The organism is Shewanella sp. FJAT-52076 (assembly GCF_019457455.1).
Taxonomy (GTDB): domain Bacteria; phylum Pseudomonadota; class Gammaproteobacteria; order Enterobacterales; family Shewanellaceae; genus Shewanella; species Shewanella zhangzhouensis.
The window spans coordinates 838386-859320 of the sequence record NZ_CP080415.1 but is presented as its reverse complement, the minus strand read 5'-3'; the positions used below and the strand labels follow the sequence as shown (position 1 = coordinate 859320).

Below are 20935 nucleotides of genomic sequence, written 5' to 3'. Positions count from 1 at the left end.
CCTTTTTCGTTGAGCTTAACGGCTCACCCTCACTTCCGGTGAGCTCATTAGCGCCAGCATGGGGTTGGCTGCCATCACTCTGGTATACATCAGCTTGCCGATAATCAGCCCCGCCACAAAGCCACCGATGTGGGCCCAGTAAGCCACACCCTCACCCGCCATGTACAAGCCAAAGATGTTAAACGCGAGCCAAATGCCGAAGAACACCAAAGGTGACACCTTCTTTTGAAACACGATGAACATAAAGGTCAGGCTGGCATAGCGAAACCACAGCAGATACATGCCGAACAGGCCGGCGATGGCGCCGCTGGCGCCCACCATGTAGATATCACTGCCTGGCTCGGAGATGATTTGCGCCGCCGCAGCCGCGAGACCACACACCAGATACAGCCCCAAAAAACGTGCCCGGCCCAGGGCATCTTCCAGGTTATCCCCCACCACGTAGAGGAAGTACATGTTGCCCGCGAGGTGAATGATGTCGCCATGGAGGAACATATGACTGAACAGGGTCCACACATGGCTGCCGTGCATCACCTGATTTGGCACGAGGGCAAACTGCTCGAATATGGGATCTATCATCGACAAGTCGAAGCCGTAGACCCCAAAGATCACCAAATTCAAACCCAGCAACCACCAGGTCACCACGGGCTTGCTTTTAGGCTTGAGATTGAACTCCACCGGCATTTGCGACAAAAACTGGAACAGCCAGGTTTTGACACTGATTTTGCCGTTAAGCTCTGCCAACGCCTGACGCACCCGGGGAGACTGCACCACCTTGTCGCACTCATGCTTGTCGAGCCAGACACCGCGGCAGGAAGGGCATACGTCTATTTCGATTTCAAACTCCTGCATCAGGTGGTAGCGCTCCAAAGTGCAGTCACAGCCGTGACAGTGACGCTCCGAGCGCCCCAGATGCGCCCCCATGGACTGTTCAAGCACTACGGCATCATCGCCGTTGTCGGCCGTTGACAGGGCCCGGTCCAACTCACCATATTCAAACCAGAGACCGGCACACTTTTGGCAGGTGTCCACCTGCTCACCGTGAAATTCAAACACCCTGAAACTTTGATGCTGACAGCCGGGACAGGTTAATTGCTTGTTCATTTCGACGCCTCCAATACCCCAGCCTGGCGCAGCGATTCACCGAGCGCCTCATAATTGATTTTCAGTGCCGGCAAGGTGTGCTGTTCCATGGACGCTATCACCACCCGCAGCTCTTTTACGCCATAGGTGGGCCCATAGAACTTGGATTCCAGCTTGTCGATAATATCCGCCGACTGGCTATGAAAGCGCCGGGAGGCCGAGAGAATTTCCGATGGGGTTTCCAGGGTGCTTTGAGAGTAGCGCATGTTTTCCCACACGAAGGTGGCCACTGCGGGATGGTGCCGCTTGATATCGAAGGGGCGCTCTTTTTCTATCTTATCCGCATACGCCGTCAGAATTTGCACGTTGTCGGCCAGCTCATCGTAAAGAGCGTGGCGCAGGTGATAGTTATTTTGCTGACTCATCAGCGAATCAAACGCGATGGCCTGGGATAAGCCTTCTTTCGCGGCCAGATAGACGCCCGCCACGGTGGCGATAATCATAAAGACCTGGCTTATCCAAAAACTGGTTTTCACCAATTCCTGATTGTCCAGTCGCAGCGAATGTCGCGGGGTGTCGGCGTGGGCCTGAACGCCCGGCGCTACAGCCACAGGGCTCTGACTTTCGATATCCATATCAAGGTACTCCTAATCCTTGGATTTCATTAACGATTTAATGAAGGGGGTGAAAAGAGTCCAAGGATACGCGCCGAGGCCACTGTAAACCAGTGCCAAGATCAAAAAATCCATTTAAGGGTCCGGCGGATTAACGCCTGTGCATCCAACGCCAAACCATACCCATTACCGACACACAATATGCATAAATGGGAAAATCAGGCTATTGTGATTATCCGTCGTTGGCGTATAACTAAAGTACTGCTAAGGCAGTGACGGCACACGTTGGAGGCGTGACATGACCCATGAAAGCACCCACCAAGAAGGCCACAGGGAGAAAGCTGACCGGCGGCATGGTAGTCCCAGTAATCTGGACCACTGGAACAAACTCACCACTGCACAGAGGTTTGCATTTTATACGCTGGCGAAACTTGGCTATCAGTTACTCTTTGTCCGCGGACAACAGAGCCAGCCTTTGGCCATCACCCGCCAGGATGCAAGACTTGCAACCATAAATAGCTGGGGGGATATCGACTTCGCCCCGGACATACAACTGCGCCAATAGCGAAAAGGAGCCATGAGGCTCCTTTTCTTATACTGCTATTACCGCTATTGCTTGTTGGGCATTCAAGCTGCCTGACTTGCCACAGCGGTATCGGATTCTGCAATCAGCATAACAGCCGCACGGCCCAGCAATTGGTTGATGGTCCGTTCGCCCTGAGTGCCCAGCTCCAGCATGGCGCTTTCACGGGCGCCACTGATGGCACGAAACTGTGTCACATCACGCTCAGCTGAACCACAAAGACTGAAGAAGAGTTTCAGTACGGCCCGATAGTGGGACTCGCGCATCGCCTGCATCCAGCTGCGCTCCAGCGCTTCAACGCTGGAAAAGTCCAGAGCTGCCATAAACAGGCGGCCAATACGTGCATCCAGACGTACCAAAAAGTCCGTTTTCTTCGGGAAGTGGTGGCTGATACCAGTCCGGCTGATCCCGGTCGCTTCTGACAGCGTTGTGTATGACATAGCGTCGAAACCAATACTCAGGATTTGCTTGAGCGCCTCATCCATGATCTGGTTAATGGTCTGCTCAGTCTGCACCTTGGAACGTTTCGCCATGAAATGTATCCCCCGTTGTTATATTTGTTGCGCAGAGCTTACCAAAGCATTAGAGGGATTACTGCCAGAAAAATGGCATTCATAAGAGTATCTGACTTTCGTTCAGCCAGTGTTCAGCTAAAAACCGAACACCATGCCAAATCGCTAACCCTTGATTAACATATGCTGTCTGCTGAGCCATTGATGGGCGTTGTTTGGCCCCATCAGCAAACCGAGGGTGGGCGCCAATACGGGGCGTAATTGCGGTTTTCGCCAGTACATATAATGGGGCATATTCCGGGTGTTACCGGATTGAAAAAGATTATGCAAAAGGCTGGCAAACTCCTGCAGCTCTTCGTCAGACCACTGGGGAAGGCTTGGGTAAAAATCCTGGCAAAAAGCACCAAATTCAGCGAATAACGCCAGTTCTTTGGCATCATACCTGTTAAGTAGCGGGAGTAAGTAAAGAGAGCTCCAATGGGACAACTGGTTAACGTCATTGATAGCCTGCAGATTACGGCGATGAAACTGCTGCCAGGCCAGAGTGAGACTGCCTTTCTCTCTGGCAACCCGCCAATAAAGGTAGGCATCGGCCAGCCATTCCTGCTCACGCACGCTGAGGATGTCCGGCAGCACAGAGCCTTGCAGGGCTCTGACCTCCAAATGGCCAATCTCGTGCCACAGGGTTAAGGTGGATTGTTCTGCCAACGGCAGCTCCAGCAGAGCCCCTGAGATTATGGCACTCTCGCGACTTGGGGTGCGCTCAGGTGCCATCACTATCACCCCGGCTATCGCAGGGTGAGAAACCGGCGTCACCAACGCGGCGCGATACCCCAAAAGTGCCGGGATATCCTCAGGTAATTGCGCCGTCACCTCTTGCGGCAGGCTGGCAAGGCAGGAAGGTATTGCGGCGAGCTCACAGAGAATCACCTCCTTACCCGCCACAATGACCTGTTTAGGGTTGTGTAGACTGCCACTGAACTGCGCCGCATTCAGACCACTACAGGCCATCAACAACAGCAGATTCAGTGTCAGTCGCCACTGCATCAGTGGCGGCTCATGATGTTCTGAATGATGGCTGTGGTCGACACACCATCTTCAAAGCCAAGCACCTTCACCTGGCCGCCATTGGCAATCACCTCGGCGCCACCGGCAATGTCTTCCACCTTATAGTCGCCGCCCTTTACCAGGAGGTCTGGCAGGAGTCTGGCGATAACCCGCTGGGGCGTGTCTTCACTGAAGGGCACCACCCAGTCCACCGAGGCAAGCCCGGCGAGCACCGCCATGCGTCTGTCGACTGAGTTCACCGGACGGCCATCGCCTTTCAAACGGCGCACCGAGTCATCATCATTCACGGCCACAATCAGGCGATCGCCAAGGGCCTTGGCCTGGGCGAGATAACTCACATGACCTGCGTGGAGAATATCGAAGCAGCCATTGGTCATCACTACCCGCTCGCCGCGAAGCTTGGCCTGCTCCAGGGCATACACCAGCTGATCTTCACTCACGACACCAATGCCTGACTCGCCCTGATGGGGTTTCAGGGCTTCAATCAGTTCGATACGGCTGACTGTGGATGTGCCCAGCTTGCCGACTACCACACCGGCGGCGGTATTGGCGATGGCACAGGCCTGAGGCAGCTCAGCACCGGCGGCAAGGGCCGTGGCCAAGGCCGAAATCACGGTATCACCGGCACCTGTGACGTCGTATACCTCACGGGCCACGGTGGGGATATGCAGTTCGGGAGCCTTGGGCGTAATCAGGGTCATGCCCTTTTCAGAGCGTGTCACCAAGAGCGCATCCAATGCCAGGTCCTGAAGCAGCTTTTGGGCCTTTTCAACCAAATCCGCTTCGCTGGTCACAGCCCCCACCACGGCTTCAAATTCACTCATGTTCGGAGTCAGCAGGGTTGCGCCCCGGTAGCGGGCAAAGTCACTGCCTTTGGGGTCTACCAGTACCTTGACCCCTTTGGCACGGGCTCTGGCAATAAAGTCGGCGGGTTCACCCACGGCGCCCTTGGCATAGTCCGACAGGATAACCACGTCCACATCGTCGAGGCGCGCTTCGGCCCGAGTCAGCAAGGCATCACTGCTTTGCTTATCAAAGGCTTCTTCAAAGTCGAGTCGGATGAGCTGCTGATTGCGGGACAATACCCTGAGCTTGGTGATGGTGGGCTTATCTTCCACCACCAGCCAATGGGGTTCAACGCCAAGGGCTTGCACGCCGCGAGTCAGGGCATCTGCGGTATCATCCTGTCCCACCAGGCCTGACAACTGCACCTTGCCACCGAGGGCGGCGATGTTCAGCGCCACGTTGGCGGCGCCGCCTGGCCTGTCTTCAATCTGATTGATGCGCACCACGGGCACAGGGGCTTCGGGGGAGATGCGTCCGGTCGGTCCCACCCAATAGCGGTCCAACATCACATCCCCAACAACCAAAACCCGGGCCTTCTCAAAAGCTGGCAGCGTAACCTTCATAGTACTCACATTGAATTTGCCGAAACTAAAAGCGGATTGTACCCAATTTTCTCCCGCTGTTGCGCATGTTTTGCGTTAGAATAAGCACGAATTTTTGCAACAGAGCGAGCCCCAAGTGGTAGAAAGTGCCCAATTTTCCAATCACCTGTATCACCCCAAGTACTGGCTGTTATGGCTGGGTGTAGGATTGATGCGCGCCTTGTCGCTACTGCCCCTGCATTGGCAGATGTCCCTGGGTAAAGGACTTGGCCGACTGGTAAGGATATTGGCTGGCAGTCGCAGTAATACCGCCAGACGTAATCTGGAACTTTGCTTCCCCGACATGAGCGACGCCGAGCGCGACGCCCTGTTCAAACGCAACTTCGAAGAAACCGGCAAAGCCGTGTTCGATACCATTTGCGCCTGGTGGTGGAGCGATGAGCGCATACAGCAGCATATGCGCATCAAGGGGGCCGAACATGTTGAGCAAACCGTTGCCGCGGGTCAGGGCATTATCCTGTTTGCGGTACATTGTTTGCCGCTGGAAATGGGCGCGCGGATTTTTGGTCAGTTTCAGCCCGGCGTGGGTGTTTACCGCCCCCACAACAATGCGGTGATGGAATATCTGCAAGTGAAAGGACGCCTGCGCTCCAACAAGGCCCTGGTGCCCAAGCGCGATTTGCGTCAGATGGTGCGTTGCTTGCGGAATGCCGAAGTGATCTGGTACACGGCCGATCAGGATTTTGGCCGCTCTTCCGCTGTATTTATTCCCTTCTTTGCGGTGCCCGATGCCGCCACCATCACGGGAGCCACCACCCTGGCCAAGCTGGGCAAAGCCAGGGTTCTGCCGTTTTTTGTGGAGCGGGACGCTGATGACAAGGGCTACAGCATTGAGATTTTGCCGCCGCTGGAAGACTTCCCCGGTGAAGACGAAACCGCCGACGCCATTCGTGGCAATCAGGTGGTGGAGTCGCTGATTTCCCGCAATCTGCCGCAATACATGTGGCTGCATCGCCGCTTCAAGACGCGCCCGGAACAGGACGCGCCGTCACTCTACAAGTAACAGCGTCTCGAATTCGCATCAGATACCAGCACCTCAACCTGCCTTGAGCTTCAAACCAAGGCAGGTTGGACAATCCCCTTCCATGGTGCGCACCACCCAATCACAGCCCTGCCACTCAAAGCTGTCACCCTCTACCGGGTTGCGGCCAAGCTTTTGATGCATCAGGTCTTCCAGTGTCAGCCCCACCTCGTCTTCATGCAGGTTAAAACCATAAAGCGGCGCCAAATCCGCAAGACGTACCGAGGTAGCCAACATAAAGTCACCGAAAAAGCCTGCCATGGACGGGTTTTCCGGCGCCTCACTGAAGAGCTGACTGAGGGCGGGCAAGTCTTTGGCCTGACCGAGCACGCACAGCACATCGTCGGCAGCAAGCTCGGTACTGCCCGAAGGGTGCAGCAAATTGTTCCCCCGGAACAGCGCCGCAATGCGGGTGCCTTCCGGCATCGACAAACGCCTTAATGGCTCGCCCACACACCACTTATTGGGCTTGAGACGATAGACAAAAATTTCCCATTCACTGGCAGGAAAGATGTCGACTCCCGCGCGGCTGATGGGCTCAGGCTTGGGCGGCAAACTGACTCTGGCGAGCTTCATCGCCAAGGGCAAAGTTGAGCCCTGGAGCAGCAAAGAGACCAGTACCACACAAAAGGCCAGGTTGAAGTAGAGCTCGGCATTGGGCAAGCCGGCCATCATGGGGAACACCGCCAGGATAATGGGCACTGCGCCCCTCAGGCCCACCCAACTGATAAACCAGCGCTCCCTTGCCACAAAACGCTTGAAGGGCGCCAGGCTTACCCACACGGCCAACGGCCGGGCGATAAAAATCATCCCCAGCGCCAGTACCAGTCCGGGTACCAGAACCTCGAGCAGCGATGACGGCGTCAGCAGCAGTCCCAGCACCAGGAACATGCCAATCTGCGCCAGCCAGGTCAGGCCGTCCATCACAGCGAGCGTACTGTGTTTTCCGCGCATGCCGCGATTGCCAAGGAACAAACCATAGAGATAGATAGACAGGATACCGCTGCCACCGAGCAAGCTGGACAGAGCAAACAGCAACAGGCCGCCTGCCAGCACCAGAATGGGATAAAGTCCATCTGCCAGCACGCTACGGTTGACAAGATGCCATATCAGGTACCCCCCACCGAAACCGGCGGCCATCCCCATACCGGCCTGAAGCGCCAGGTCGCGCATCAGCCCGGGACCATCAAACTCACCGCCGGCGGCTATCATGGCAATCAGGCTGACGGTGAGAAACACGGCCATGGGATCGTTACTGCCCGATTCAATTTCGAGGGTCGAACCCACGCGCTCGTTCAGCGCCCGGCCCTTGAGCAGCGAAAACACCGCGGCCGCATCGGTACTGCCAACGATGGCACCAATCAGAAGCCCCATCAGCAAATTAAGGTCGAACAGCCAGGCGGCCAGCAAGCCGGTCAACACCGTGGTAATGGCCACTCCAAATGTCGCCAGGGAAAGCGAAGGCCAGAGCGCCAGCCGGAAGCTGCTCATCTTGGTTCTGAGGCCACCATCCAGCAGGATAACCGCCAGCGCCAGGTTACTGACCAGGTAGGCCGTGGAGTAATCGTTGAATTGTATGCCGCCGGGACCATCCTCACCGGCGAGGATCCCCACTCCCAGGAATACCAGCAATATGGGTACACCCAGTCGGGAAGACAGGGGGCTTAACACCACACTGAGCCCCACCAGCAAGGCGCCGACCAAAAACAACAAATTCATGTTTTCTGCAATCATTGCGCCTCCCTATCAAGAAATCGCGACAATTATACAGACAAAATGTGACAAAACGGTATTTTAAAGCAAATTTAATGTCGAAAAACCAAAAGTAAAACTCCTGTTTTATATTGGTTTTTACTGCTTAACATTCATTTAGCCCACTCACCCTGCAGAGTCGGCAGCTTCAAGCAAGATCTTGCCAATATTCATCAACACTAAACAATGTCATTTAAACAACCGTAATGTCCTTATGACATCAAATGCCGTTGTCACAAAAACAATTCAATAAAACAAATTAACAGTAAGTATTTATAATTACTGAATATTTAATAATGGCACGCATTCTGCCTTATAGCGATGACATTAGAACAAGCGCTAGAGAGGCCACAATGAGTTCACTTCGCAAAACGGCAATTGCACTGCTAATAGTGCTGATTGCCTCCTTCACAGTACTGCTGAGCCTTGGCAGTGAAATCTATCGGGAGATGCCTCCCATTCCGGATGCCTTCACCAGTGAAAGCGGTCAAACGCTTTACAGCAAAAACGACATCCTTCGCGGCCAGCTGGTTTGGCGCTCCATGGGTGGGCACCAACTGGGCTCTATTTGGGGCCATGGCTCCTATGTGGCGCCCGACTGGTCAGCCGACTGGTTACACCGTGAGGCCGAAGCCTGGCTCAACATCAGCGCCAACAACCAGTATGGCAAAGCCTTTGCCGAGCTGGACAAGTCACAGCAGGCCGCGCTTGAACAGGCTCTGCGGGACGATATGCGCCGCAACACCCTGTTCAACAACGGCGATAAACTGGAAGTCCCACTGAGCGCAACACGCATTGAGGCCATTGGCAAGGTGGTTGAGCACTATGTGGCACTTTTCGGTGACGATGCCTCCATGCAAACCCTGCGTGAGCAGTATGCCATGAAAGAAGGCACCATCCCCGATCTGGCAAACCGTCAGCAGCTCAACGCCTTCGTATTCTGGAGTGCCTGGGCGGCCATCACTGAGCGCCCGGGTGAAACTTACACCTACACCGCCAACTGGCCCTACGATCCTCAGCTTGGCAATACCCCCACCTCGGACAATATCGTCTGGTCGATTTTGAGCATTGTCACCCTGATAGCCGGGATTGGTGGTCTGGTGTGGTATCACGCTGCCGGTAAGGCCCATCCACTGCCAGAGCCTGCAAAAGAAGACCCCCTGTTCCGCTTCAAGCCTACCCCATCACAAAAGGCCGTGGGCAAGTATTTCATCACCGCCATAGGCCTGTTCCTGCTGCAAATAGTGCTGGGGGGCATCACGGCCCACTACGCGGTGGAGGGTCAACAGTTCTACGGTCTGCCACTGGCCGAGATCCTGCCCTATTCAGTCACCCGTACCTGGCACACCCAGCTGGCCGTGTTCTGGATTGCCACGGCCTGGCTCGGCACGGGTCTTTACATAGCCCCTGCACTGTCCGGCTATGAGCCCAAATATCAGCGTCTTGGTGTAAATGTGCTCTGGGCCGCCCTGGTTGTTGTGGTGCTGGGCTCCATGGCCGGTGAATGGTTGGGGGTTCAGCAGTATTTCAGCCTCGACAACAATTTCCTCTTTGGCCATCAGGGCTATGAATATGTGGATCTGGGTCGCGTATGGCAGATCCTGCTGCTGGCAGGCCTGATGATATGGCTGACTCTGGTGACCGCCGCCATTCGTCCCGCCCTTAAGCTGCAGGGTGAAATGCGTCCGGTGATATGGGTGCTCTACGCCTCCTGTGTTGCCATCGGACTCTTCTACGGTGCCGGCCTCTTTATGGGCAAACACACCAACCTGGCGATGGCCGAATACTGGCGTTGGTGGGTGGTACACCTGTGGGTAGAAGGCTTCTTTGAAACCTTCGCCACCTCGGTTATTGCCCTGCTGTTGGTTCGCCTGGGCCTTATCCGTGCCCGCAACGCCAATGCTGCCGTGCTCTTTGCCACTGTTATCTTCCTTACCGGTGGCCTGATCGGCACCCTGCACCACCTGTACTTTACCGGCACCACCAACTCCATCATCGCCTGGGGCTCCATCTTCTCGGCACTGGAAGTGGTTCCCCTGGCTCTGATTGGGTTTGAGGCCGTTGAAAGCTATCGTCTGCGCCATGCCGCGCCCTGGATGCAGCGCTACCACTGGGCCATCATGTTCTTCGTCGCCACCGCATTCTGGAACCTGGTCGGTGCCGGCGTACTCGGCTTCCTGATTAACCCCCCAATCTCGCTCTACTTTATTCAGGGCCTGAACACCACCGCAACCCACGGCCACGCCGCCTTCATGGGCGTGTACGGCATGCTGGGCATAGGTTTGATGCTCTCCTGTCTGCGCGGCCTGACCCTGGAAATGCCCTGGAATGAGAAGCTGCTCAAGGGCGCGTTCTGGAGCCTGAACCTGGGCCTGGCAGCCATGGTATTCATGTCGTTGCTGCCAATGGGTATCACCCAGTTCTTCGCTGTGATTGAAAACGGCTACTGGTTTGCCCGCTCACCGGCGGTTATTCACTCCTCCACGGTGGAGACCCTGGTGTGGATGCGGGTGTTTGGCGACGTTATCTTCAGCGTCGGCGGCCTGCTGCTGGCCATGTTCCTGGTGGATATCGTTCGCAAGGCGTTGTCACGCCGCACCGTGGCCGCTATTCAAACCTCCACTATCTAACCTTAACGGGGGCGCTGTGCGCCCCCATGTCAAAATGACAATCTCACCCAACCAGAGTATGCTGACCCCAACGCTATTTAGTTCGGGGCAGCCTACCTCAATGCCACTCAGCCAAACCCTGCTCACCCGCATCGCACTGGATATCACCTCCGGCCTGTCACACCGTGACCGCTTTGCCAGACTGGTGGACACAGTCAAAGCCAATCTGGGTTGTGATGCCGCCGCACTGCTGGAGTTCCGCGACCGTCACTTTGTCCCCCTTGCAACCGCAGGGCTGGCCGAGGACGTGGCCGGACGCCACTTTGCCATCGACAGCCATCCGCGCCTCGAGGCCATCGCCAGAGCGGGCGACCTGGTGCGTTTCCCCGCCGACAGCGCCCTGCCGGATCCCTACGACGGCCTAATTCCCAATCAGGAAGACAGGCTCCACGTGCATGCCTGCATTGGCCTGCCACTGTTTGACGACGAAAAGCTGATTGGCGCTCTGACACTGGATGCTTTCGACCCACAGCGATTCGATAATCTCGGCACCATGGAACTGAGGGCACTTGGGGCCTTAAGTGCGGCGTCTTTGAAAAATGCCCTGCTGCTGGATAAATTGGAGCGGGTGTCGCTGCTTGGTCACGGCAGCCGCGAGGCAAACAACGATACCCCACCCATGGTGGGCAATGCCCCCGTGATGGAGAGCCTGCGTCAGGAGATACTCGCGGTGGCAGGCACGGATCTGAGTGTACTCATACTCGGCGAAACAGGTACAGGTAAGGAGCTGGTCGCCCGCGCCGTACATCAGGCCAGTCCACGGGCAGGTAAAGCACTGGTGTACCTCAACTGCGCCGCCCTGCCGGAGTCTGTCGCCGAGAGCGAACTTTTTGGTCACGTGAAAGGGGCCTTTACCGGCGCAATCAGTCACCGCAGCGGTAAGTTCGAAACCGCCGACAAGGGCACCCTGTTTTTGGACGAAATCGGTGAGCTGCCACTGGGACTGCAGGCCAAGCTGCTTCGGGTATTGCAATACGGTGATGTGCAGCGCATCGGCGATGACCGCAGCCTCAAGGTGGATGTGCGCATCATTGCCGCTACCAATAAGGATTTGAAACAGGAAGTCCTGGCGGGCCGCTTCCGCGCCGACCTGTACCACCGCCTCAGCGTCTTCCCACTCCACGTGCCGCCGCTTAGGGAGCGCCCGGAAGATCTTGGCCCCCTGTGCGGTCATTTTCTTGAGCAGAGCCGCAAGTCCCTCGGGCTGTCGGTGCTCAGAATAAGACCCGATGCCCTGAGCCGCCTGAAAAACCACGACTGGCCGGGCAATGTGCGCGAGCTTGAACATGTGATAAAAAGGGCTGCCACCCTGGCCAGAGCCGCCAGCGACGACGGCGCCGTGATGATAGAGCCCCAGATGCTTGCCATCGGCGGCCAGAGCGCGTCTGTACCCGTGCAAAGCCCGGTTGCGGGCGCTCAGGTGGAAGGCAAAAACCTCAAGGAGGCCACAGATGCATTTCAGGCGGCCTATATAGGTCAAATTCTCAGCGCCAATCGTGGTAACTGGGCCTCCACCGCCAGAGCCCTCGGGCTGGATCCCGGTAACCTGCACCGGCTCGCCAAGCGCCTCGGATTGAAATAATTATTGTCAAATAGCAGTTGAAATTCTGCGCGAATTCGATGAGGATGCCTGCTCTGCCATGGAGTCAGACATCAAGGTATCCCACAGGCTCAGGATTGTGCCGCACCAGTGAGAGTCAATAGAGTCAGATGAAACCTGTTTTTAGCCTCGTCATATTTTTCAGCCTCATCAGCTTTTGCCAATCGGCACTGGCGGTGATCTATCCCCTGCCCGCCAAAGACAGTCGTCTGGTGGGGGAAATTCAGTATTATGTTGTCCCTGACGACAAGCGTACCCTCGAGGATATCGCCTCGCAGTTCCAGTTGGGTCTGTCAAACCTGATGGAAGCCAACCCCGGGGTCGACCCCTTCCTGCCCAAACCCGGCAGCACCCTGATCATTCCTCACCAGTTAATCCTGCCCGATGCGCCGCGGGAAGGCATAGTGATCAACATCGCCGAGATGCGTCTCTACTATTACCCCAAGGGTAAAAAAATCGTTGAAGTGCTGCCCATAGGTATCGGTCAGGTAGGCCGTGACACCCCGGAAAACTGGGTCACCACGGTGCAGCGCAAACGCGCCAACCCAACCTGGACCCCCACGGCCCGCATTCGCAAGGAATATGCCGCCAAAGGCGTGACCCTGCCCCCCGTGTGGCCGGCAGGCCCCGACAACCCAATGGGCCTCTTTGCGCTCTATATCGGTAATCTCTATGCCATTCATGGCACCAACGCCACCTTTGGTATTGGTTTACGGGTAAGCCAGGGTTGTGTGCGTCTGCGTGACACCGACATCGAGCACCTGTTTAACAGTGTGCCCGTGGGCACCCGGGTGCAGTTTGTGAATCAGCCCATCAAGGCCACCGAAGAGCCCGATGGCGCGCGCTACCTCGAAGTGCACCAGCCGCTGTCACGCACTCAGGCCGAATTTGATTCCGCCGAGCCTGTGCCGCTGACGCTGCCCACGGCCATCAGCCGCTTTGTGGCCCATGCCGAAACCGACTCCTTCGTATTGAAGCGTCTGCTGGAAGCCCGTACCGGCATGCCAACCCGCATCAATCCCTGAGTTGGGATAACCCGATAAATAAAAACAGCCACTTTAAGTGGCTGTTTTTATTTTGGCGCTGAAACGCCCACCAAGCTTAATTACCCAACACGCTAAATTGCCCGGCGAGATGCTGCGTCACAGTGATGAGCAGGCAGATTCCCCGTCATTCCTGTGGCGCATATGCCCTCAGCGTTTAACTCAATTCCGGTGCCAACATGTTCACAAAGGTGTTCATGGCGGCGGCATTGGCCAGAATGCGTTGATCCAGCGGCTGCTGGCCCGGAGTCTCACTGCAGCAACCCACGCGGGCACCGCTGCGAACCAAAAAGGATTCGAATGAGGTATCGAAGTGGTTGAAAATCACGCCGCTGCGTACCGGACAGTTGTCGACATCGCCATCGGCGGCAATGGGGAAATACTGCCCCAGTGCATCCCGCAAGCTGTGACTGAAACGGCCGGGCGCCTGGCTTGGCTCAAAGGTATACACATAGGTGTCTGTCAGCAGCACGTCTTCATGACAGGTGAGGATGCCATCACGGCTGGCCACCTGCAGCAGGTGGGCGTGTTCAAGCAAGATGCGCCCTTCTGCCGAGGTATCATCGCCGGGCTTGGCTTTGCCATTTTCAATAAAAAAGCCGCGATTGGGGTTTTCACCCAGTTCATTGAACCTGTGCCCTTTGGCAAACCCGGTGGGGTTAACCAGCGGCAATACGCTCAGATTTACCCGCTTGAACAGCTCGCCATCCAGCTGCGATAAAAAGTGCAACAGCCCCCAGGGACCGGCAGACTCTTCACCGTGGAAACCGGCGCTGATAAGCAAATTGGGCAAACCGGCTTTCTGCCCGGGTGATTGCAACAGATACAACGGATGGTGCCCTGCCTGCCCCAGGATTTTGCTGCCAAGACCAAGGCGCTCTGTCTCAATGGCAAGCAGGCTGTAAAAACGTTGGATGTCGGTGCTTTGACATTCAAATATCTCACTGCGCCAGACAAAGGTTTGGAAGGGTGAACGACTCATAACGGGCATCCTTGGCTTAAAAACAAGAGGGTGGAAAGCTCTTGCCATCATATCAGTAATGATGAAAAACTGAATGCCATTCCAAAGGCTTGGGGAAGATATTCATGGGATTGCTGGCAGTACTTGGCCTGTCGATGATGACACTCGCGCCCCTGTCCGAATGCCAGTTCGATGACCAGCCGTTAAGGCATCTGGATGACGCCGTAGAGACAAGGCAGCTTGATAACGGTATCCGCCTGTTTTGGCTTCCAAAGGCCAACAAACAAAGCATCACCCTGGCAAGCCGCTTTGCGGTGGGCTCTCGCCACGAATCCCAGGGACAAACCGGCTGGGCCCATTTGTTTGAGCATCTGCTTTTCAAGGGCAGTCGCCAGGCCCCCGGCGATGGTTACAGCCAACTGATGAACGCCATGGGTGCCAGCTTTAATGCCAGTACCCTGTTCGATGACACCCGCTACTACACCCGAATCCCCGCCGAGGGGCTGGCCTTTACCCTGGCACTGGAGCGGGACCGCTTTGAGCATCCCCAATTTGCTGCCGAAGCTATTACCAATCAGCAAAAAACCGTGCTGGCGGAAATGGCACAAACCATAGATAACCAACCCTACTTTCGTGCGGCAATGACCTTTTTGCTGAGTCAGGCGGCAGATACCCCCTACCGTCACGCCATTATCGGCAATCGCGCCGACATTCTCGGTGCCGATGCGAACAGCCTTAAGGCCTTTCATGAGCGTTTTTATCGGCCATCGCGTCTGAGTATGGCGCTCACCGGTGCTCTGCCGGGGGATGTTGAAACCCAGGTCAGCACCCATTTTGGCAACTGGCAAGAGCCGGCGCAGTCACCGGAAACAGCAGGGTTCGACCAAGGGGCACCAGCGGATGACGCAGCGACGCCAGATTTCACTCCTCGCGCTCCCGTGCATGGCGAAGTCATAGATGAAAGAGCCCCCTGGCCCGGGCTTCTGATGGCCTGGCACACAGTGGGGCGCAGTCACCCGGATGCCGCCGCCATCAAGTTATTGGAACTCAGGCTATTTCAGCGTATCGCCAGCAGCATCGAACGCGCCGGCATCAGTGGCAAACAGAGCCTGCTGCACTATTCCCTGCCACTGGAAATGGAGCACCACGGCATGACCAATCTGGTGCTGGTGCCCCGGGCCAGTGTGAGTCTGGATACCCTGGCTGCGGGTATCGAAATGCTGATAGACCAGGCCGCCAGTGAGCCCATGAAAGGCACCGAACTTTGTCAACTCAAGCAACTCTGGCTCGCCGACTACCAAGCGCAGCTCAGCAGTGATGAAACCCTAGCGCAGTGGCTCGCCGCAAGCCCTGCCACTGACAATGCACAGCCGCTGCTCAGCCCTTGGCTTAGGGTACGGGATGTCAGTGAAGACGACCTGATACGGGTGGCGCAGCGCTATTTTGCAGGCCACAGCGTCAGGCTCGACCTGAAACCCGCATGGCACACCCGCCTTGGAAAAGGCCTGCTGGAATGGCTCCCGGAAAGCTGGGCCGAAGGCCTTGAGGAGCTGGCATTATGAACGCCAAAACACGCCTGCTGTTGGCCATGCTGGGCGCCATCTCACTGATTGGCTGCCAGCATAAGTCGCTGGAATATGAGCCCATTGCGGCGCCGGTCCTTGCCGACTTCAGCACACCAGTGCTGCTCGCCACGCCAGTTGCCAGCTATGCTTCCGACAACAGAGTCAGCAACAACAATGCCCCAGTGACTGGCATTGAGCCACACAAGGGGATTCCCTTTCCAGTGCTGCAGCCTGCCGTCAATCCACCGCGACTGGCACGCGGCATGTCCATGGCAGATGAGAAAGAATGGTTGAGTTTTCACCGGGACGAACGGCTTGAGGCAACACACCTTGTTATTACCACAGCAGGGGTGCTCACTTCAGGCCCTCTCATCGTCAGGCAAATGCAGACACAGCTGCGCCTCGATGCGCTGGCGGGGGAGCGCTGCGCCGAAACCCTGAGTGTCATCGCAAGGCCACACAGTTTGGTATTTTCCAGTCGCTGCGATGGGCCAGAGCCCCTGCTGATAAGGGTAATGAGCCTGTTCAAGCGCTTCGGTGCCCTGGATAAGGACAACAGCGACAGGGTGATACAGGAAAGTCGGCTCGCAAAACACATAGAGGCGTTCAGCGGTAGGGATATAGACAGGCTCTGGGCTGAGGTTGTACTGGGTAAATCACACCCTTATTTATCACTTTATAATGACGCTGAAGCAGGACAACAGGCCATTTCAGATGAAGTGGGCAGATTGGCAAGCCAGGGGCGCTGGCACCTTATCGCCGCCACGACGCCCGAGTCTTTGATGAGCACAGCCGAGCCTGCTTTCACTGGGGTTAACTCCGGCGCCATTCTGGTTGAGGGAGCTGAGGTTGACCGAATTGAGGTTAAAACTTTCGAGGTTAAGACTATCGAGGCCTTCACTGAACAGCACCTAAACACAGGAAAAATACTGTACCTGCTGAATGCCCCAGGGCAAGTGCAGTCACAAGTCCGGGTTGGCTACTCACTTCCCCCCACCGGCAACAGCGCCCCCTGTAAAGCCACGGCAGCACTGCTGGGGCGCAGTCAGGCTGGGCGCCTGTTTTACGACCTGCGCAGCCGCCGGGGCCTGACATACGGCGTGTATGGCAGCTGTATCGATAATTCCCTGAGCCGCACCCTGAAATTCTACGGTTCAAGTGCCACCGAAAGCACCGGCGCCTTCGTGCGGGGCATACTGGATCATCTGAGTCTGCTTGGCAGCGCATCGCCAAGTGATGCCGAGCTGCAGGCGCTGGACAGCTATCTTATCGGTCAGCACAAGGTCCTTGCCGACAGAGAAGGGACGGCTCTGGGAGAGTGGCTCGCTATGCTCGAACACGCCCGTATAAGCGGCGATGACACTGACCTGCCCGAATACCTGCCATCCCCCTTGGTACGGGCAGCAGACATGGGTGACTTCCCGGCGCAGTATTTACGCGCTGCCCCCTGGGTCGTTATCAAGGGTGATGCCAAATTACTCCTGCCTGATCTGCAGCAAAAACTCCCCGATTGGGTGATAAAACACCTGGATAAGCTGCCCTGAAAACCCATCGATTTTTACATTTGCGTTTAAAACACTGAGCCAGTCGCGGCAAAAAATGCACCAAAAACCCATATCAAAAAGATTAAAAGCCGCTATTGGCAAGGGCTTCAAGTCCAAAAGGGTATTTAGTCCTTCAGGCGGCTGAACACTAAAATTTTTTGAAAGGGAGTTTTAGTACCAGCCACCACAGAGGAAAGTACCATGGGTCATTTTTCACGGGTCCTCGTCGCTACCGACGATGGGCTACATGCCAAGCCTGCGTTGCGAAAGGCGGTTCACTTAGCGAATCAAAGCCATGCAGATCTCACCATGTTAAGGGTTCAGCTCCCAAAGCAGGCAGGGCTTAGTCAGTGGTTACAGCAATTACTGACGGCCCCAAACATCAGCCATCAACGCCAAAAACACCCCAGCTATCCAGACAAAGACATACGTCTGGTGCTTAAACATTGTCATGCCCCAACACTCGCCAACGCCGTACTCGATGAGCTCAGCCAACGTGATTACGATTTGCTGATCCTGGAGCATCACGAGTATTCAGCCCTGCGCTGCGAATTTGGCCATACCGAAGATTGGCAGCTGTTGCAGCAGGTGCCTATTCCCGTGCTTTTTGTCAGTAACGACCCCTGGGAAAACGACGGCAAACTGCTGACCGCGTTGGAAGTGGATGATGAAGACGAAAGCCATCGTCAATTTAACCGTCAGCTGTTGGATGTGTCAGATGAGCTGGCACGCATGCTGCGAATGGAGCTGCACCTGCTGACCTGTTACCAGGCCCACGATATGAGTGTGTCTTTTGATAACAGGGATTTGAATCATCACACCTGGGTTGCTGAGCAATGGCGGCGCCTGCGCCAAACTGCCGAGCCCCTGGCACTGGAAGACAAACGCCTGCATCTGGCAGCGGGACTGCCCGATGACATGGTGCCCGAAGCCGCACGTCAGTGGCACAGCAACCTGGTTGTGATGGGTGCCAGCGAGCACACCAGTATGCTGAGCGCCTTGAAAGGCAGGGCATCGGAGCAGCTGCTCAATCAGCTTAAATGCGATGTGCTGGCACTCAAGCCCCAACACCCACAACTCCATTAAACCTGTCTCGTCACAGCGACATAGCAAATCATGTCGCCATCGTCTCAACCACATGCACAAAGCTTGAAGGCGCCCGACGAGGCGCCCGCTTGGTGAACGGGTTGCCTTCACCAGGCAGCAAAGAGCAATAAAAAACGCGGCAATGCCGCGTTTTTTTAATTTATTGAATTACATACGATTAGCAGGTGCCGCAGGCAGGTCTGACGCCCCCTGGGTGTTAAGCGCACTGGAATCGCTGTCCGGGGTCAGCGGGCGACTTTGCGCACCGGGCTCCAGCGCAGCAGGCTGGGCGTCATCTGCCCCACCCGTATCGGTTTCAGTCCCCTCGGCATCAAAGCCATTTTCCAGCAGCAAAGCGTTGCCTGCTTCCATGGCGTCTGTGTCTTCGGCAAAGTAGTCACCGTGCTGACCATTGATATTTTCCGATCCCAAGTCTGATGCGTCGTCAGCGGCGGTCGCCATCAGTGTCTGACTCTGGTGTTCCAATGAAGGCGCTGCGGCCTGTTCATTCATTTCCGCACTGGCAGCACTGCCGGCCTGATACCCATCTTTAATCCCCTGAATAAAGCCGGTTTGGGTAACCAGATACCCAAGCCCAAGCGCCGCAGCGATACCGAGCACCAACTTTAAATGCCCCTTACGCCCCTCAGTTGGCAAGCTCACCTGTGTGCCCGCCGGCAATTCCACAGGCTCGGGCCCACGCTTTCGGCTGCCCATAAACTGGCCGCCTTCGAAGATTTCCATCTGATTACTGGCCACTTCACCTTCCACCACGCCACCGGCGATGATGGTTAATTTTTGGCAGCTGAGTTTACCCCTGAAGGTGCCGCTGACATTCAGCTCATGACAGCTGAGTTCTCCCTCGATAAGACCACCCTGCTCTATCTTTATTTGGCCTTTGGAGCTCACCCGACCGTGCAACTGGCCCGATACCAAGGCCGCACTTTCCAGCATCATCTCGCCTTCAAGCCGGGTACCGGCGCCAATAAATGTGATCCCTTGTCCCTTGCTCATGGGTTCTGTCTCCAGCCTCGACGGGGGCAATATCCTGCCAGGTAAAAATGTGGCGCAAATGTTAAACAGAATTTGCTGTCAGGGCAAAGAATAAAACGCCACTTTGGGAGGTGGAAACCAACTAATCTTCCACCAGCGGCTTACCGGAGAATTCGGCCAGATGTTTACCCGCCTCCATCATCTGGCTGTTGAAGCCCACCAACAGTCGCTCCCGTTGCCCCTGTTTACCCAGGACCAACAACTGGTACTTGTTCCTGTCGCCGCCACGGCGGGTGACCACGAAGGCCTGGATATCCTCAAGTTTGACTTGCACTTGCAGCAGGGTATAGAGGCTGCTGATCCGGCGCCTGAGAAGCCCCCGCCCCTTGTCGATGGTCACCCTGTGGTTGGCAAACAGGCAGTGCCAGCTGAAACTGGCCGTGAGTGCCCACAGCAACATGTGCCTGCCATTGCCGTTAAAGCCAATGCCCGAAAATATCAGCGTGGGGATTAGCGGAATAATCCCCAGAATCACCAGCGCAACCCGGTTCCCCAGCACCAGGCTGCCACGGGCGTCACTCTCTTTGACCCATTTCATCGGTTCAGTTGCCCCCGCATCAGTAGCCCAGCCATAACAGCAGCGTTCCCAGTGCGATGAACACCGGCAGTGGCAGTAACGCACGCCAAAAGGAGCCGCGCACCCTGGCGAAGGCCGTCTGCACTGCGGGGTTTGAATCTGCTTTGCCATCAGCCCCCAAGGCTGCGTCTGGGTGTCTATCCGGCGCCATTTCGCCATCAAAGGCACCCGCAGCTTGTATCGGCCGGGCCTTTGGATATTCGCTTATCCGCTCCATGGCCATGGCACCGGTTTGCGCAGCAAGAAGCTTTGCCAACGTCAGAGTTTCGGCCTCCTCACCTATGCTGTAACGGGACAGACGCTTGCCTGCCTCAACCGACAGCCAGCAGCCCTTATCGAGCTGCACCACCGGCTCGGCCACCAGGGAGACAGAGCCTGCGGGCCAGCGCTCAATGTCTTTCTCGCCACGTCCCCAAAAGCTGCGTCTTCTAACCAGGTTACCGGGTGCAAACACCAGATGCTCACGGTAGCCCAGCATTACCAGTGCCAGGGGCAGCAACAGCGCGGCACACACCCCATAGATCACTGCCTCATTGCCTTTCAGCACCAAAGACATAAACAGCGACGCCCCCATTGGCACCAGTGCAATGGCGCCGTATATCACCCGCTGGCTTTGACGTTCGCTGCGAAAATACCAGTGACCTTCGGCATCTTTGTGAAGGTGCATGCGAGCGCCCCGCCCCAATTGGCGGGGATCCAGCCCATGGGCTGATGTGTGTGGTTCAACCACATCGGATGGAGCTTGTTTCATCATTT

18 protein-coding genes are annotated in these 20935 nt (G+C 56.2%); 8 read left to right on the top strand and 10 right to left on the bottom strand.

Annotation, left to right across the window (positions count from 1 at the left end; all coding sequences use genetic code 11):
• Positions 1-15: 15 nt before the first annotated feature.
• Positions 16-1104, bottom strand: a complete 1089-nt coding sequence (locus K0H79_RS03725; RefSeq protein WP_220077364.1) for a rhomboid family intramembrane serine protease — start codon at positions 1102-1104, stop codon at positions 16-18.
• Positions 1101-1718, bottom strand: coding sequence for a hypothetical protein (locus K0H79_RS03720; RefSeq protein WP_220077363.1), 618 nt, complete (start codon positions 1716-1718; stop codon positions 1101-1103). Before K0H79_RS03720 ends, K0H79_RS03725 begins: the two co-directional genes overlap by 4 nt.
• Positions 1719-1995: 277 nt before the next feature.
• Between K0H79_RS03720 and K0H79_RS03715 the strand changes: the two genes are divergently transcribed.
• Complete coding sequence (locus K0H79_RS03715) at positions 1996-2262, top strand: hypothetical protein (protein WP_220066843.1); 267 nt, start codon at positions 1996-1998, stop codon at positions 2260-2262.
• A gap of 62 nt (positions 2263-2324) precedes the next feature.
• On the opposite strand, the gene K0H79_RS03710 is transcribed toward K0H79_RS03715, so the two are convergent.
• From K0H79_RS03710 to hldE, 3 genes are all read right to left on the bottom strand, one after another.
• Positions 2325-2813, bottom strand: coding sequence for a TetR family transcriptional regulator (locus K0H79_RS03710; protein ID WP_220066842.1), 489 nt, complete (start codon positions 2811-2813; stop codon positions 2325-2327).
• Positions 2814-2957: 144 nt separating this feature from the next.
• Positions 2958-3839 carry a hypothetical protein gene (locus K0H79_RS03705; protein ID WP_220077362.1) on the bottom strand — a complete coding sequence of 294 codons (882 nt, stop codon included), beginning with the start codon at positions 3837-3839 and terminating at the stop codon, positions 2958-2960.
• Complete coding sequence (gene hldE / locus K0H79_RS03700; protein ID WP_220077361.1) at positions 3839-5269, bottom strand: bifunctional D-glycero-beta-D-manno-heptose-7-phosphate kinase/D-glycero-beta-D-manno-heptose 1-phosphate adenylyltransferase HldE; 1431 nt, start codon at positions 5267-5269, stop codon at positions 3839-3841. Before hldE ends, K0H79_RS03705 begins: the two co-directional genes overlap by 1 nt.
• Positions 5270-5384: 115 nt before the next feature.
• Between hldE and K0H79_RS03695 the strand changes: the two genes are divergently transcribed.
• A complete protein-coding gene (locus K0H79_RS03695) occupies positions 5385-6311 on the top strand; it encodes an LpxL/LpxP family Kdo(2)-lipid IV(A) lauroyl/palmitoleoyl acyltransferase (RefSeq protein ID WP_220077360.1) in 927 nt (308 codons plus the stop codon).
• 33 nt (positions 6312-6344) lie between these two features.
• Here K0H79_RS03695 and K0H79_RS03690 read toward each other — a convergent pair whose 3' ends face one another.
• Positions 6345-8063, bottom strand: a complete 1719-nt coding sequence (locus tag K0H79_RS03690; protein WP_220077359.1) for a potassium/proton antiporter — start codon at positions 8061-8063, stop codon at positions 6345-6347.
• Between the two features lie 371 nt (positions 8064-8434).
• Here K0H79_RS03690 and K0H79_RS03685 point away from each other — a divergent pair, with 371 nt between their 5' ends.
• The 3 genes from K0H79_RS03685 (at position 8435) to K0H79_RS03675 (ending at position 13375) form a co-directional block, all read left to right on the top strand.
• A complete protein-coding gene (locus K0H79_RS03685) occupies positions 8435-10711 on the top strand; it encodes a nitric-oxide reductase large subunit (protein ID WP_220077358.1) in 2277 nt (758 codons plus the stop codon).
• Positions 10712-10811: 100 nt separating this feature from the next.
• Positions 10812-12332 carry a nitric oxide reductase transcriptional regulator NorR gene (gene norR / locus K0H79_RS03680; RefSeq protein ID WP_220077357.1) on the top strand — a complete coding sequence of 507 codons (1521 nt, stop codon included), beginning with the start codon at positions 10812-10814 and terminating at the stop codon, positions 12330-12332.
• A 128-nt stretch (positions 12333-12460) separates the two neighbouring features.
• Positions 12461-13375, top strand: a complete 915-nt coding sequence (locus tag K0H79_RS03675) for a L,D-transpeptidase family protein (protein WP_220066835.1) — start codon at positions 12461-12463, stop codon at positions 13373-13375.
• 175 nt (positions 13376-13550) lie between these two features.
• Here the strand turns inward: K0H79_RS03675 and K0H79_RS03670 are convergent, their stop codons facing one another.
• Positions 13551-14375, bottom strand: a complete 825-nt coding sequence (locus K0H79_RS03670; RefSeq protein WP_220066834.1) for a M14 family metallocarboxypeptidase — start codon at positions 14373-14375, stop codon at positions 13551-13553.
• Between the two features lie 104 nt (positions 14376-14479).
• On the opposite strand from K0H79_RS03670, the gene K0H79_RS03665 reads away from it, so the two are divergent.
• The 3 genes from K0H79_RS03665 to K0H79_RS03655 all read left to right on the top strand — a co-directional run bounded on the left by K0H79_RS03665 (position 14480) and on the right by K0H79_RS03655 (position 18549).
• Positions 14480-15916: a pitrilysin family protein gene (locus tag K0H79_RS03665; protein ID WP_220077356.1), complete on the top strand. Its 1437-nt coding sequence runs from the start codon at positions 14480-14482 to the stop codon at positions 15914-15916.
• Entirely contained in the window at positions 15913-17463 is a 1551-nt protein-coding gene (locus tag K0H79_RS03660) for an insulinase family protein (RefSeq protein ID WP_220077355.1), read from the top strand. The genes K0H79_RS03665 and K0H79_RS03660 overlap by 4 nt, the downstream gene beginning before the upstream one ends.
• A gap of 201 nt (positions 17464-17664) precedes the next feature.
• On the top strand, positions 17665-18549 hold the full coding sequence (locus tag K0H79_RS03655) for a universal stress protein (protein ID WP_220066831.1): 885 nt from the start codon (positions 17665-17667) through the stop codon (positions 18547-18549).
• A 168-nt stretch (positions 18550-18717) separates the two neighbouring features.
• Here K0H79_RS03655 and K0H79_RS03650 read toward each other — a convergent pair whose 3' ends face one another.
• The 3 genes from K0H79_RS03650 to K0H79_RS03640 all read right to left on the bottom strand — a co-directional run bounded on the left by K0H79_RS03650 (position 18718) and on the right by K0H79_RS03640 (position 20933).
• Entirely contained in the window at positions 18718-19563 is an 846-nt protein-coding gene (locus tag K0H79_RS03650; RefSeq protein ID WP_220077354.1) for a polymer-forming cytoskeletal protein, read from the bottom strand.
• A 121-nt stretch (positions 19564-19684) separates the two neighbouring features.
• Entirely contained in the window at positions 19685-20140 is a 456-nt protein-coding gene (locus K0H79_RS03645) for a hypothetical protein (RefSeq protein ID WP_220077353.1), read from the bottom strand.
• 19 nt (positions 20141-20159) lie between these two features.
• Positions 20160-20933: a hypothetical protein gene (locus K0H79_RS03640; RefSeq protein WP_220077352.1), complete on the bottom strand. Its 774-nt coding sequence runs from the start codon at positions 20931-20933 to the stop codon at positions 20160-20162.
• Positions 20934-20935 lie beyond the last annotated feature (2 nt).

Coding starts and splice junctions, on each gene's coding strand:
- K0H79_RS03685 (WP_220077358.1), top strand. CDS start 8,435: ATGAGTTCACTTCGCAAAACGGCAATTGCACTGCTAATAGTGCTGATT.
- K0H79_RS03705 (WP_220077362.1), bottom strand. CDS start 3,839: ATGCAGTGGCGACTGACACTGAATCTGCTGTTGTTGATGGCCTGTAGT.
- K0H79_RS03725 (WP_220077364.1), bottom strand. CDS start 1,104: ATGAACAAGCAATTAACCTGTCCCGGCTGTCAGCATCAAAGTTTCAGG.
- K0H79_RS03710 (WP_220066842.1), bottom strand. CDS start 2,813: ATGGCGAAACGTTCCAAGGTGCAGACTGAGCAGACCATTAACCAGATC.
- K0H79_RS03665 (WP_220077356.1), top strand. CDS start 14,480: ATGGGATTGCTGGCAGTACTTGGCCTGTCGATGATGACACTCGCGCCC.
- K0H79_RS03670 (WP_220066834.1), bottom strand. CDS start 14,375: ATGAGTCGTTCACCCTTCCAAACCTTTGTCTGGCGCAGTGAGATATTT.
- K0H79_RS03690 (WP_220077359.1), bottom strand. CDS start 8,063: ATGATTGCAGAAAACATGAATTTGTTGTTTTTGGTCGGCGCCTTGCTG.
- hldE (WP_220077361.1), bottom strand. CDS start 5,269: ATGAAGGTTACGCTGCCAGCTTTTGAGAAGGCCCGGGTTTTGGTTGTT.
- K0H79_RS03660 (WP_220077355.1), top strand. CDS start 15,913: ATGAACGCCAAAACACGCCTGCTGTTGGCCATGCTGGGCGCCATCTCA.
- K0H79_RS03645 (WP_220077353.1), bottom strand. CDS start 20,140: ATGAAATGGGTCAAAGAGAGTGACGCCCGTGGCAGCCTGGTGCTGGGG.
- K0H79_RS03650 (WP_220077354.1), bottom strand. CDS start 19,563: ATGAGCAAGGGACAAGGGATCACATTTATTGGCGCCGGTACCCGGCTT.
- K0H79_RS03675 (WP_220066835.1), top strand. CDS start 12,461: ATGAAACCTGTTTTTAGCCTCGTCATATTTTTCAGCCTCATCAGCTTT.
- norR (WP_220077357.1), top strand. CDS start 10,812: ATGCCACTCAGCCAAACCCTGCTCACCCGCATCGCACTGGATATCACC.
- K0H79_RS03655 (WP_220066831.1), top strand. CDS start 17,665: ATGGGTCATTTTTCACGGGTCCTCGTCGCTACCGACGATGGGCTACAT.
- K0H79_RS03720 (WP_220077363.1), bottom strand. CDS start 1,718: ATGGATATCGAAAGTCAGAGCCCTGTGGCTGTAGCGCCGGGCGTTCAG.
- K0H79_RS03640 (WP_220077352.1), bottom strand. CDS start 20,933: ATGATGAAACAAGCTCCATCCGATGTGGTTGAACCACACACATCAGCC.
- K0H79_RS03715 (WP_220066843.1), top strand. CDS start 1,996: ATGACCCATGAAAGCACCCACCAAGAAGGCCACAGGGAGAAAGCTGAC.